This is a genomic window from Desertihabitans brevis (assembly GCF_003327535.1).
Classification (GTDB): Bacteria; Actinomycetota; Actinomycetes; order Propionibacteriales; family Propionibacteriaceae; genus Desertihabitans; species Desertihabitans brevis.
Genome location: NZ_QOUI01000009.1, coordinates 163,313 through 176,003 on the forward strand (window position 1 = coordinate 163,313; position 12,691 = coordinate 176,003).

The 12,691-nt window shown below is 73.1% G+C and carries 12 protein-coding genes; 4 read left to right on the forward strand and 8 right to left on the reverse strand.

Translation table 11 applies throughout. The features are described from left to right. The first annotated feature begins 163 nt into the window (after positions 1 to 163). Positions 164 to 1,207: a 4-hydroxythreonine-4-phosphate dehydrogenase PdxA gene (locus DT076_RS14750; protein ID WP_114127449.1), complete on the forward strand. Its 1,044-nt coding sequence runs from the start codon at positions 164 to 166 to the stop codon at positions 1,205 to 1,207. Positions 1,208 to 1,318: 111 nt separating this feature from the next. Here the strand turns inward: DT076_RS14750 and DT076_RS14755 are convergent, their stop codons facing one another. From DT076_RS14755 to DT076_RS14790, 8 genes are all read right to left on the reverse strand, one after another. Beyond that, positions 1,319 to 2,188, reverse strand: coding sequence for an aldo/keto reductase (locus DT076_RS14755; protein ID WP_114127450.1), 870 nt, complete (start codon positions 2,186 to 2,188; stop codon positions 1,319 to 1,321). A gap of 44 nt (positions 2,189 to 2,232) precedes the next feature. Beyond that, positions 2,233 to 2,700: a DUF6069 family protein gene (locus DT076_RS14760; protein ID WP_114127451.1), complete on the reverse strand. Its 468-nt coding sequence runs from the start codon at positions 2,698 to 2,700 to the stop codon at positions 2,233 to 2,235. A gap of 128 nt (positions 2,701 to 2,828) precedes the next feature. Next, positions 2,829 to 3,740 carry an endonuclease/exonuclease/phosphatase family protein gene (locus DT076_RS14765; protein ID WP_114127452.1) on the reverse strand — a complete coding sequence of 304 codons (912 nt, stop codon included), beginning with the start codon at positions 3,738 to 3,740 and terminating at the stop codon, positions 2,829 to 2,831. A gap of 217 nt (positions 3,741 to 3,957) precedes the next feature. Next, positions 3,958 to 4,971: a LacI family DNA-binding transcriptional regulator gene (locus tag DT076_RS14770; protein WP_199539206.1), complete on the reverse strand. Its 1,014-nt coding sequence runs from the start codon at positions 4,969 to 4,971 to the stop codon at positions 3,958 to 3,960. A gap of 88 nt (positions 4,972 to 5,059) precedes the next feature. Further along, complete coding sequence (locus DT076_RS14775; RefSeq protein WP_114127454.1) at positions 5,060 to 6,355, reverse strand: glycoside hydrolase family 32 protein; 1,296 nt, start codon at positions 6,353 to 6,355, stop codon at positions 5,060 to 5,062. Further along, on the reverse strand, positions 6,352 to 7,230 hold the full coding sequence (locus DT076_RS14780) for a carbohydrate ABC transporter permease (protein ID WP_114127455.1): 879 nt from the start codon (positions 7,228 to 7,230) through the stop codon (positions 6,352 to 6,354). The genes DT076_RS14775 and DT076_RS14780 overlap by 4 nt, the downstream gene beginning before the upstream one ends. A 7-nt stretch (positions 7,231 to 7,237) precedes the next feature. After that, the gene (locus DT076_RS14785) at positions 7,238 to 8,188 is read right to left on the reverse strand and encodes a carbohydrate ABC transporter permease (RefSeq protein ID WP_233493978.1); all 951 of its coding nucleotides are present in this window, start codon (positions 8,186 to 8,188) and stop codon (positions 7,238 to 7,240) included. Further along, positions 8,185 to 9,570, reverse strand: a complete 1,386-nt coding sequence (locus tag DT076_RS14790) for an ABC transporter substrate-binding protein (RefSeq protein WP_114127456.1) — start codon at positions 9,568 to 9,570, stop codon at positions 8,185 to 8,187. The genes DT076_RS14785 and DT076_RS14790 overlap by 4 nt, the downstream gene beginning before the upstream one ends. Positions 9,571 to 9,859: 289 nt before the next feature. Between DT076_RS14790 and DT076_RS14795 the strand changes: the two genes are divergently transcribed. Genes DT076_RS14795 through DT076_RS14805 form a run of 3 tightly spaced genes read left to right on the forward strand, consistent with a single transcriptional unit; the run spans position 9,860 to position 12,550 of the window. Beyond that, on the forward strand, positions 9,860 to 11,284 hold the full coding sequence (locus DT076_RS14795) for a GntP family permease (RefSeq protein ID WP_114127457.1): 1,425 nt from the start codon (positions 9,860 to 9,862) through the stop codon (positions 11,282 to 11,284). 40 nt (positions 11,285 to 11,324) lie between these two features. Further along, positions 11,325 to 11,789, forward strand: a complete 465-nt coding sequence (locus DT076_RS14800) for a nitroreductase/quinone reductase family protein (protein ID WP_114127458.1) — start codon at positions 11,325 to 11,327, stop codon at positions 11,787 to 11,789. 44 nt (positions 11,790 to 11,833) lie between these two features. Further along, positions 11,834 to 12,550, forward strand: a complete 717-nt coding sequence (locus tag DT076_RS14805) for an SDR family oxidoreductase (RefSeq protein WP_199539207.1) — start codon at positions 11,834 to 11,836, stop codon at positions 12,548 to 12,550. Positions 12,551 to 12,691: the final 141 nt, after the last annotated feature.

A 12,691-nucleotide genomic window follows, 5' to 3' on the forward strand; every position in this document is an offset into this window, starting at 1 on the left:
TCTCCAGGGGGTGGTCCGGCCACCGTAACGCTGCCGACGGGTCCGGCGGAACCCCTTCTGCCAACGTTGTAACGCTGTCGTGGCGCGGAAGCATCACCCTCCGCGGAGTGCTCTGCCGGGAGGTGGTTGGCTGGGCGCACCGCCACCGGACGAGGGAGTACCTGTGAGCACGACCGACACGCCCGTCGACGCCCACCACCGGCCGACCGTCGCCCTGACGCTGGGCGACCCCGCCGGTATCGGACCCGAGCTCGTCGCCCGGCTGCTGCACCGTCCCCGCACCACCGAGCGGGCGCGGGTGCTGGTGCTGGCCGCCCGGGCCGAGCTGGAGGCGGCCTACCGCGCCGCTGGCGTCCCGCCGCTGCCGGTGGGGGCGGACGGCGCGCCGGGCACCGTGGTGCTGCTCGACGACGGCACTCCCCCGGCGCAGGTCGCACCCGGCCGGACCAGCGCCGAGGCCGGCGCGCGGGCGCTGCACCAGCTCGACCGCGCCGTCGGGCTGGTCCGCGAGGGACGGGCCGACGCGATCGTCTTCGCCCCGCTCAACAAGACCTCGCTGCACCTGGCCGGGATGGTCGAGGAGGACGAGCTGCGCTGGTTCGCCAGCCGGCTCGGCCACAGCGGACCGACCAGCGAGCTCAACGTGCTGGACGGGTTGTGGACGGCCCGGGTGACCTCCCACATCCCGCTGTCGGCGGTGGCGGGGAAGGTCACCGCCGAACGGGTCGAGGCGATCACCACCCTGCTGCACGAGGCGCTCCGCGACGCCGGGCACGAGCCCCGGCTCGGCGTGTGCGCGCTCAACCCGCACAACGGCGAGAACGGCGCCTTCGGGCGGGAGGAGATCGACCAGATCCGGCCCGGGGTCGAGCGCGCCCGCGCCCGCGGCATCGACGTCTCGGGACCGTTCCCCTCCGACACGATCTTCCTGGCCGCCCGCCGCGGCGACTTCAACGGGATCGTCACGATGTTCCACGACCAGGGCCAGATCGCGATGAAACTGATCGGCTTCTCCGGCGGCGTCACCGTCCAGGGCGGCCTGCCCGTCCCGATCGCCACCCCGGCCCACGGGACGGCCTTCGACATCGTCGGCCGCGGCGTCGCCGACCCCACCTCCACCATCAACGCCTTCGACATCGCCGTCTCGACCGCCACCGCCGCCCTCACCCGCGCGACGACCACGCCTGACCGGCGCCCAGCGCCCTGAGCCTGTCGAGGCGTCGTCCTGAGCATGTCGAACGGGGCGATCCCCCACCGGACGCGACGACGCCCGCCGTCCGAGGTGGACGACGGGCGTCGAGGCTGGTGCGGCGACGACTCAGGCCTGGGCGGCCTCGGCGATCGCGGCGAAGGTGTTGTCGTCGAGCTCGAGGGAGGCGGCGGCGATGTTCTCCTCCAGGTGCTCGATCGAGCCGGTGCCAGGGATCGGCAGGATGGCCGGCGACTTGCGCAGCAGCCAGGCCAGCGCGACCTGGGAGGAGGTGGCGCCCAGCCGGTCGGCGATCTCGGCCACGATGCCGCCGGGCTTGCCCAGCTCACCGCTGGCGATCGGAGCCCACGGGATGAAGCCGATGCCGTTGGCCTCGCAGTAGTCGACCACGTCCTGGGCGTCGGTGTAGGTGAGGTTGTAGCGGTTCTGCACCGTGGCGACGGTGAAGTGCTGGCTGGCGGCCTCGATCTCCTCGACCGTCACCTCCGACAGCCCGAGCGCGCGGACCTTGCCCTCCTTCTGCAGGGCGGCGAGCTCGGCGAACTGGTCGTCGCGCGGGGTGTTCGGGTCGATCCGGTGCAGCTGCAGCAGGTCGATGGTCTCGACCTTGAGCTTGCGCAGGCTCAGCTCGGTCTGCTGGCGCAGGTAGGCCGGGACGCCGACCGGCACCCACTGGTTCGGACCGGTGCGGGTGTTGCCGACCTTGGTGGCGATCTTGACGTCGCCGTAGGGGTGCAGCGCCTCGGCGATCAGCCGCTCGCTGACGTCGGGGCCGTAGGCGTCGGCGGTGTCGATGAAGTCCACCCCCAGCTCGACGGCGCGGCGCAGCACCGAGCGGGCCACGTCGGCGTCAGCGGGTTCACCCCAGATGCCGTCGCCGGTGATCCGCATCGCCCCGAAGCCGAGGCGGTGCACGGTGCCGAGGTCCAAGATGTCGTAGGTGCCGGAGGCGCGGGCGTCCAGAGTCGTCGAGGTCATGGTCTGGACAGCCCCGGTGGACACGGGGGTATTCCCGGCCGGCCTCAGGCGCCGGTGCCCGGCCGCTCGGCGTCCAGCCCGCTGTCGCGCCGCGGCAGGATCGTCCGCCGCAGCAGCGCGACCGCCAGCACCGCCCCGGGGACGATGTGCAGGACGGCGAGGCCGACCGCGGTGCCGAACTCGTCGGTGGCCGACAGCGGCACCAAAGCAGTGGCGATGCCGATGACGACGGCCGCCCACGCCCACAGCATCACCCAGCGGGAGGACCAGCGAGCCAGCAGCGCTGCGATGCCGGCCCCGACGAGTACCACCACCGCGGTGACGACCGCGACCGCCGAGACCACGACCGCCATCGCCGGGCCGCCGAAGGGGGCGACCTCCATGGACGCACCCTGGCCGCGGACGGTGACGAACAGCAGCATGTTGAGCACCGTCGCCAGCACCGCGGCCACGACACCCCGGACCAGCACCGCCTTGGGCGTCAGCAGTCGTCGACCCGTCGGTGTGCTCATGGTCGCTCCTCCGGCTCGCTCCGACCGGGCGCCCTGCCCGATCGGGTGCTTCCTACCCAGCCACCGCCGCGCCCACCAGAGCAGGAGTCAGGGCGCGGACCCGTCGACGGGTCCGCGCCCTCCGTGGTTCAGCTGGTGGGCAGCACCAGCGAGGCCTGCACCGGCAGGTGGTCGCTCGGGAACTGCCCGGCGCGGCGGAACGTGTTGATCTCGGCCCGGCGGACGTCCACCTCGGGGCTGGTGAGGATCCAGTCGATCCGCGGACCGCCCGGCACCGGCGTCTGGTAGTTGGGGAACGTCCCGACCAGCTCGCCCCGCTCCTCGGCGGCCTCCCAGGTGTCGACCAGCGGCCCGTCGGTGACCAGGGTGTCGTAGACGCGGCCGCCGGCCCCGGCCGGCTCGTTGAAGTCACCGGTCATGACCACCGGCAGCTCGGGGTCGAACGCGGCCATCCGCTCCAGGATGAGATCGGCGGACTTGGCGCGGGCGGTGGCGTCGAAGGCCTCGAGGTGGGTGTTGACCGCGTAGAACTCCTGGCCGGTGACCCGGTCGAGGAAGCGGACCCAGGTGACCATCCGCGGGCAGCAGCCGCCCCAGGTCTGCGAGCCGACCACGTCGGGGGTGTCGGAGAGCCAGAAGTGGTCGTACTCCAGCGGGTCGAGCCGGGTCTGGTCGAAGAAGATCATCATGAACTCGCCACGGCTGCCGCCCTCGCGGCCGAGCCCGATCGAGTCGTAGCGCGAGCGCAGGTCGTCCTCGATGTCGCGGAGCTGCTCGTACAGCCCCTCCTGGGTGCCGATGAGGTGCGGACGCTCCCGCTGCAGCAGCTGCCGGGTGACCGGGCGGCGCTCCTGCCAGGAGTTCGGCGGCGTGTCGGAGGCGTAGCGCAGGTTGAACGACATCACCTCCAGCTCCTCCTCCACGGCGGCCGAGGCCGGGGCCGTGGCGAGCGAGGAGGTCGCCAGCAGCGCGGCGAGCAGGGTGGCGGCGACGGCGCCGAGGCGGGACCGGCGGTGGGGCGTGCGAGGACGGCGGGACATGGGATTCCTTCCTGGGGTGGTCAGGGACGCCGCCGACGCTAGTCACGGTCGCTGGCCGCCACGTGACCACCCGATGAGCGTCCGGTGACGCCGACCGGTCATCCCCGGGGACTGATTCCGCCGGTCAGTCGTCCCGACCCGGCCAGCGACTCCGCGCCACCACGGCCTCCGCACCCGCCGGCGCGGCGGCCGACCGTCGATATCGGTCACGGCCTCGTCAGAACGGCGGCGCCGCCACCGATGCCCGCTGCACCAGCGTCGCCTCGACCGCCACCTGCGCCGGCTCCAGCGGCCCGCCGGCGAGCCGCTCGAGCAGGGCGTCGGTGGCGCGCTGGCCCATCTCGCGGTGCGGCAGCCCGATCGTCGTCAGCCCCGGGACCAGCGTGGGCGCAACGTTGACGTCGTCGTCGTAGCCGACCAGCGAGAGGTCGTCGGGCACCCGCAGACCCAGCGCGGTGGCGGCCAGCAGGACGCCGACCGCGACCCGGTCGTTGGCGCAGACGATCCCGGTGGGACGGTCCGGACCGGTCAGCAGCGCCATCGCGGCCCGGTGGCCGTCGGCGATCTCCCACCCGGTCGGGTGCACCGGTCCAGGACGCCGACCGGCGCGGGCCAGCGCCTCCTGGTAGCCCTGCACCCGCAACCCGGTCGCCATCGTCTCCTCCGCACCGGCCAGGCAGACCAGCTCGGTGTGGCCGTTGACCAGCAGCGCCTCGGTGGCCAGCCGTCCGCCGCCGACGTCGTCGGGGTACCAGGCGGCGTGGCTGCGGTCGGGGTCGATGCAGTTGGCCAGGACGGCGGGGGTGCTGCCGACCTCCTCGGCCACCGAGTAGGTGCGCATCGACGCGGCCGCGAAGACGTAGCCGTCCACCTGGCGGCGGCGCAGCGCCTCGAAGGCCCGCTGCTCCAGCTCGGGGTCGTCCTCGGTCTCGACCACCATCGTCACGTAGCCGGACCGGGCCGCGGCGTCCATCGCCCCGGCCAGCACGTCCCCGCCGTAGGCGGTGGTGACGATGGCGTCGGTGACCACGCCGAGGGTGCGGGTGCGCTGGGTGCGCATCGCCACCGCGGCGGCGTCGGGCACGTAGCCGAGCTCACGGGCCGCGGCCCGGATGGCCTCCTGCCGGTCGGCCGAGACGTTGCCGGCGGCGCGTCCGTTGAGCACCATCGACACCGCCGCCCGCGAGACCCCGGCCCGTCGGGCGACGTCGGCCGAGGTCACCTTGCGCACCGGGCGATCGTAGTGCCCCGACCGGACCCGCCCCCGCCTCGCCCTCATCGCCGGTTCGAGGTGACAGCGGGCGCCGGGGAGCGTCCTTTCACCTCGAACCGTGCGGAGGGGAGGCCTCCGCGGTCGGCGGTCGCAGCCGGTGCAGCACGCCGTCGCCGACGACCTCCCAGCCTTCCTCGTCGGTCGGGTAGCCGCGGGTGGTGGTGGTCGAGCCGTCGGCGGAGAACACCTCGACCAGCGACCCGTCGACCAGCACCCGGGCGCCGGCGTCCCAGGTCACGAGCTCCTCCCCGCCGAGCCGCAGCGCACCGGGCCCGTCGGCCTCCACCGCGAAGGTGTGCGCACCGGCGACCTCGGCGGGCTCCAGCGTCCCGTCCCGCAGCCGCTCCAGCTCGACGGCGGGACGCTGCACCAGGACGCCGTCCTCGACGGTCAGCTCGCGTGGGGAGGTGAGCACCCCCTGCCAGCCCTGCTCGGCCACCTGCTCGGCGGTGCGGCCGCGCTCCCACGCCCAGCCCCACATCAGCACCCGGTCGGCGTCGCGGTCGAGCAGCAGCTGGGGGGCGTAGAAGGTGGGCCCGTCGTCGACCACCCCACCGCGCTCGGCGACGAAGCGGAGCCCGTCTCCGTCGGGCCGCAGGTCGCCGACCGCCCAGCGCACCCCGTTGAGGTCGTGCCCACCCTCGGAGCGACGCCACAGCGAGAGCACCAGCAGCCAGCGGTCACCGACCGGGACGAGGTTGGGGCACTCCCAGATGTTGGCCGCGGCGACGTCGCCGAGCACCGGGTCGGTGTCGTCGACGAGCACCCCGCGCGGCTGCCACGCGGTGAGGTCGTCGCACTGCCACAGCAGCAGCTGGGGACGTCCGCCGGGCGAGCCGGCCCCCTGCACGCCCCAGCGCCGGCCGTCCGCGGTGAAGACGAAGGGGTCGCGGACGTCGGTGACGCCCTCGAGCCGCGGCATCGGGGCGGTGGCGTGCTCGTCGGCGACGAAGTGGCGCAGCTCGGCGTCACCGCGGGCCAGCACCACGTCCGCGCTGCCGTCGCCGACCGAGACCGCGCTGTAGACCAGCGTCGGGACGCCGTCGTCGACGACCAGGCAGCCGGTCCAGCAGCCGATGGCGTCGATGCCCCCGGGACGCGGGGTGAGCGCGATCGGCTCGTCGGTCCAGGTGATCAGGTCGGGCGAGGAGGCGTGGCCCCAGTGGATGTCGCCGTGCGAGGTCGACGTCGGGTGGTGCTGGAAGAAGACGTGGTAGCGCCCGTCCACGCGGGCCAGCCCGTTGGGGTCGTTGAGCCACCCCCGCTCGGGTCGGACGTGCCAGGCCGGTCGGAGCCGGGCGGTGCCGGCCGGGACGTCGGTGGTGGTGGGGGAAGCGGTCACTTGCTCACTCCTGCGGTCAGGCCCTCGCGCAGCGGGCGCTGCCCGAGGACGAAGACGATCAGTGCCGGGATCATCGAGAGGACCACCCCGGCGAGGATGGTGGAGGTGCTGCCCGAGCCGAGGTTGCCCTGGAGGCTGACCAGACCGAGCGGGAGGGTGAAGTTCTGCTCCGAGAGCGTGAGGATCAACGGCCGGAAGAACTCGTTCCAGTGCGTGTTGAACGCGAGGATGCCGACGATCGCCATGCCGGGCAGGGCCAGCGGGGCGTAGACGGAGAAGAAGGTGCGGAAGTGCCCGGCCCCGTCGATCGCGGCGGCCTCCCCCAGCTCGGCGGGCAGGGTCAGGAAGTACTGCCGCATCAGGAAGGTGCCGAAGGCGGTGGGGATCGCCGGGATGATCAGCGCGAGCAGGGTGTCCGACAGCCCCATCCCGCGGATGAGCATGAACACCGGCACGATCGTCACCTGCAGCGGCACCATCATCGTGGCGAGGATCGCTCCGAACAGCAGCTGCCGGCCGCGGAAGTCGACCGTGGCGAGCACGTAGCCGGCCATCGCGGAGACGATCATCTGCCCCGCCACCACCAGCCCGGTGACGAGCACGCTGTTGAGGAACAGCAGGGCGTAGTCGACCTGGGCGAAGACGTCGACGAAGGCGGAGAAGCCGGGACGGACGACGTCGGTGCCGGCCTCGAGCGGGGTGAGCGCGGTCCACAGCGTCCAGACGACGGGGCTGAGCACGAGCACCCCGCAGGCGACGAGGACGACGTAGCGGGCGACGCCGGCGGGGGTGGCGACCCGGCGCGGCGAGGGTGAGCGGGACGGACGCCGGTGCGTCTGCAGGGTGGCGGGCGGGAGTGCGGCACGGGTGGTCATGGCGTCCTCACTGGTAGTGCACGTAGCGACGGCTGAGGCGGAACTGCACGGCGGTGACGGCGACGATGAGCAGCGTCAGCACGATGCCGATGGCCGAGGCCCGCCCGAACTGCAGCTGCTGGAAGGCCGACTCGTAGATGACCATCACCGCGGTGCGGGTGCTGTCGCCCGGGCCGCCCCGGGTCAGCACGTAGGGCTGGTCGAAGATCTGCAGCGCGGCGATCATGGCCATCACCGAGGCGACCAGCATCGTGGGCGAGAGCAGCGGCAGGGTGACCAGCCGGAAGCGGTTCCAGGCGCTGGCGCCGTCGATCGAGGTGGCCTCGGTGACCTCCTTGGGGATGCCGGCCAGCCCGCCGAGGAAGAGCAGGAACGAGAAGCCGAAGTTCTGCCACAGGTAGACCAGCAGGACGACGACCGCCGCACCCGGCCCGGACGTCAGCCAGGGCACGTCCGGCAGCCCGACCGCGCCGAGGACGGCGTTGACGGTGCCGAACTCCTCGTTGAACAGGTAGGACATGACGAGCGAGATCGAGGCCGCGGACAGGATCAGCGGGAAGAAGAAGACCGAGCGGAACACGGTGCGCAGCCAGCCCGGCATCCGTGTCTGCACCAGCAGCGCGAGCCCGAGCGCGATCGCCAGCTGCAGCACCACGGCCACCGCGACGAAGACGATCGTGTTGAGGAAGGCCCGGCCCACGGTGGGGTCGGCCACGATGTCGGCGAAGTTGGCCAGCCCGACGAACTGCGGGGCGGTGAGGACGTCCCAGCGGAGGAACGACAGCGCGATCGAGGCGAGGATCGGGGCCAGCAGGAAGACCCCGAGCCCGATCACGGTGGGGGCGAGGAACACCGCGGCGATGGTGCGGCGGCCCCGACGTCCCTGTGCGGCGGGAGCGGGAGCCGGGCGGGCGTCGGCGGGAACGGCGGGCGCGGCGGCGGTGGCGGGCAGGGTCACGTCGTCCTCCTCAGGGCGAGCTCCAGGTCGCGTTGGAGGGTGGCGAGCGCGGCACCGGTGTTGCCGGTGACGGCGTTGGCCACGTTCTTGATCAGGGCGGTCTCGACCGCGGCCTGCTGCGGCGGCGCCGGGATCGGGGCGGTGTCGGAGAACAGGTCGAGGGTGTCGTAGAAGACCTGCCAGTGCTCGGGCCCGTTGGTGGCGAAGAAGCTCGCGTCCACCATCGAGCGCCGCGTCGGGGTGGTGGTCGGCTCGGCGAACTGGATCTCCATGCCGGGACGGCTGACGCAGAACTTCATCCACTCCCAGGCCTCGTCCTTGCGCTGGGAGGTGGCCATCATCGCGTAGCCGGCGGCCCCGAACTGGTGGCGCTGGGAGCGCCAGCGCGGGAAGAAGGCGACGTCGTAGTCCTCGTTCGCCATCCCGCCCTCGGCCAGGCCGGTGACCCAGTAGGTGCCGGCCGGGGTCATCCCGATCAGCCCGTCGGCGAAGCGGGCGATCAGCTCGTTCCCGCCGCCCTGGGCCGGGCTGGAGGCCAGGCCCTCGCGGACCAGCCCGGCGAGCAGGTCGAAGGACTCGGCCACCCGCGGGTCGTCGGCGTTGGGCTCGAGCCAGCGGAACCCGCCGCCGCGCCCGGCCGCGGTGGGGTCGCCGGCGTAGAACTGCGACCACAACCAGTCCCCGCCCGGCGCCTTGGACTCGGTGAGGAAGGAGGTGTCGTTGTTGTACAGCCACGGCACCACCCCGCCGAAGAGGCGGTTGGTCCAGAAGTAGGAGAGGAAGGTGCCCTCGACGCCGCCGGCCAGCTCGCGGGAGACGTCGAGGAAGTCGTCCTTGGTCCAGTCATCAGCCGGACGTCCGATGCCGACCCGGTCGAACAGCCGCCGGTTGTAGAAGATGTTGGCGGCGTTGAAGTCGATGGGCAGCTGGTAGAGGCTCCCCTCGTACATGAACGCCTCGACCAGCGCGGGGTGGACGTCGCTGAAGAAGTCGGCCATCTCCGCGGCGTCGCGGCGGACGTACTCGTCCAGCGGGTGGGCGAGCCGGTCGGCGAACAGCTGGGCGCCCTCGGTGGCGACGACCACCAGGTCGGGTGGGCTGCCGGCGGCGACCAGGGTGAGGATCTTGGCGAAGAAGTCGCGCCAGTCCTGGCCCTGGATGGCCTGGATGCGTACCTGGATGTCGGGGTGCTCGGCCTGGAAGGCGCGGACGAGCTCGGAGCGGGACTCGGCGTCCTGGGCGGTGCCGAGGATCGCGATGGTGAGGGCGTCGGTGCCCCGGCCGGGGATGTCGCGCCCGGTGAGGCGGGGCCACGAGACCACGGTCCCGAGCAGCCCGGCGCCGGCGACCGCGAGCGCGGCCCGGCGGCTGAGGTCTGGCATGGATGGATCTCCTCGAACGTCGTCGGTCGGAGGCGCACGCGCAGGCTGACACGTGTCAGGCAGAACAGTGCCCGGCACGCCTAACACGTGTCAACCCCTCACTCACCGCCGCCCGCACGGCCCCTGGTGCCGCCCCCACACCGGTTCGCCGCACGGCACACACGCTGCAGCGGGTGTGCCGGGGCACGAAGGTGTGTGGCGGGCGTCCGAGGCGGGCGGCGGGACGGCGGTTCGCGACCGGGTAGGGGCGCGGCTAGGTTCGTCGTGCTCACCGAGGAGAGGAGTGCCCGTGGCCGCCCTGCACACCGCGATCGCGATCGTGGCCGCCGTCGTCCTGATCATCCGGTTCAAGGTCGACCCCGTGATCGCCCTGGTGCTGGCCTGCCTCTACCTCGGCCTGGCCGCCGGCGTGGGCGTCGAGGGGACGATCACCGCGGTCACCGAGGGGTTCGGCGAGATCATGGTCGACGTCGGGCTGCTGATCGGCTTCGGCGTCCTGCTCGGGTCGCTGCTGCACGCGATGGGTGCGTTCAGCACGTTGGTCAACGCGCTGGTGCGGGTGGTCGGGGCCCGCCGGCTGCCGTACGCGATGACGGCGGCGCTGTCGACGATCTTCCCGGCCATCTACGTCGACGTGCAGGTGGTGCTCGCCTCGCCGCTGGCCCGCTCGGCGGCGCCGCGGATCGGTCCGCGCGGGCTGGGCAACCTGGCCGGGGCGATCGGCACCGGCATCTTCTCCGGCTACGTCTTCGTGGTGCCCGGACTGGCCGCGGTCTCGATCGCCAGCCTGATCGGGCTGCCCCTGGGCACCTGGCTGCTGTTGGGCATCATCATCGGACCGGTGACCGCACTCGTCACCACGCTGCTGTTCTCGCTGCTCGTGCGGGCCGGCTTCTGGCGCCCCGAGCGGGACGAGGTGCAGCCCGAGGACGCCGCCACCGCACCCGAGCTCGAGGAGGAGGACGAGGACGCCGCCGCCGAGCCGGCACGGACGCCCGAGGACGCCCGGGAGCGACGGCTCCCGCCGCTCGGGGTGCGGCTGCTGCCGATCCTGGTGCCGTTGGTGCTCATCGCCGCCGGCGCCTTCGTCGAGCCGTTCGACCTCGTCGCCCGCGCCGAGGCGGCGGGGCCGGCCGCCCAGTCGGCGGTCTCGACGCTGACCTTCCTCGGCGACCCGAACATGGCCCTGTTCCTCGGGCTGCTGGGGGCGTTCCTGATGGCCCGCCGGGTGCTGCGGGAGCACCGCACCTCCCAGGCGCTGACCAGCGGGTTCCGCACCACCGGCGAGATCCTGCTCATCACCGGCGTCGGCGGCTCGCTCGGTGCGGTGATCGAGGCGACCGGGCTGGGCGACGTCCTGGCCGGGCTCTTCACCGCCGAGGCCGGGCTGCCGGTGGTGGTGGCGGTGCTGCTGGCCTGGGTCGTGGCCGCGCTGCTGCACCTGGCGATCGGCTCGGTGTCGGTGGCCGCGATCGCCGCCGCCGGGATCATCGGCCCGGTGCTGGGCCAGCTCGAGGTGGCTCCGATCGCCATCGGTCTGGCGATCGCGTCGGGCGCGATGTTCGCCCTGCACGTCAACAGCAACTTCTTCTGGATGTTCAAGTCGCTGCTCGGGCTGACCACCCAGGGGACGCTGCGCTCGCTGACGCTGGTGACGAGCATCTCCGCGGTGGTGTCGCTGCCGATCGCCATCGCGGTCGCGCTGGTGGCCTAGCGCCGGACCGCGCCGGCGGGTCGTCGCCTAGGGTCGGAGGGTGCCCAGCGATGTCGTCCTCCGAGCCGCGAACGTCGTGCACCGTGCCCTCATCGAGCTCAGCGGCGGACGGCTCGGTCACCGGCTGATCGGCATGCCGTCGCTGGAGCTGACGACGGTCGGACGCCGCTCCGGCGAGCCGCGGTCGGTGATGCTCACCTCCCCGCTGCAGCTCGGTGAGGCGCTGGTCGTGGTGGCCTCCCGCGGCGGCGACGACCGGCACCCGGCCTGGTTCCTCAACGCGCGCGAGCACCCGGACGTCCAGGTGTCGCTGGCCGGCGGACCACGGCAGCCGATGCGGTCCCGCGTCGTCGACGCCGAGGAGCGGGCCGTCCTCTGGCCGCAGATCACCCGCCGCTACCGCAACTACGCCGGCTACCAGCGACGCACCCAGCGGGAGATCCCGCTGCTGGTGCTGGAACCGGTGCCGTCCGAGGAGCCGGGCGAAGGAGCGCCGGCGTCGTAGGCCGGTGGAGACTACGGCGGGGAACCGACGAGGGAAGGATCGTCGTGGAGAAGGTGCTGTGGGTCACCGGCGGCGGCAGCGGGATGGGCGCCGCGGCGGCCCGGTACGCGGCGGCGTCAGGCTGGCGGGTCGCGTTGAGCGGACGGCGGGCGGATGCCCTGGACGAGGTCGCCGAGCGCATCAGCGCCGACGGTGGCGAGGTGCTGACGCTCCCCCTCGACGTCACCGACCCCGAGCAGGTCCGGGCCGGGCACGACGCGGTGGTCGAGCGCTTCGGACGTCTCGATGGCCTCGTGCTGTCCGCCGGGCTCAACACCCCGCGGCGCGACTGGGCCGACCAGTCGATGGAGGAGTTCGCCCGGGTCGTGGACGTCAACCTGACCGCGGTCGCCCGGGTGCTCGACGTGGCGCTGCCGCAGCTGCGCCGCACCGCCGGCGTGGTGGTGGTGATCTCCTCCATCGCCGCCTGGCGGACCAACCCGCAGGCCGGGGTGGCCTACAGCGCCAGCAAGGCCGCCCTCGCGCCACTGGTCGCCAGCCTCAACTTCGAGGAGGCGGAGCACGGCGTGCGGGCCTGCCACCTGTGCCCGGGCTACGTCGCCACCGACTTCATGAAGCTGCGCGCCGACGTCCCCGACGCGGCCGCGCAGGCGGAGATGCTGACCGCCGACGACGTCGGCCGCGCCGTCGGCTTCGTGCTCGACGCGCCGCCCCACGTCCGGATCGACGAGCTGGTCATCTCCCCCGTCTCCCAGCGCTGAGCCGCCTCACGCCCGCCGCACGGCGCCCGCCCCGGTCCCGCCCGGTTCGAGGTGAACGCGCACTGGCAGGTTCAGGAGCCAGCGCAACACCCGATCGGTGGAGGCTGTTGTGGTTGTTGCTGCTGGGGTGAAGGCGCAGGC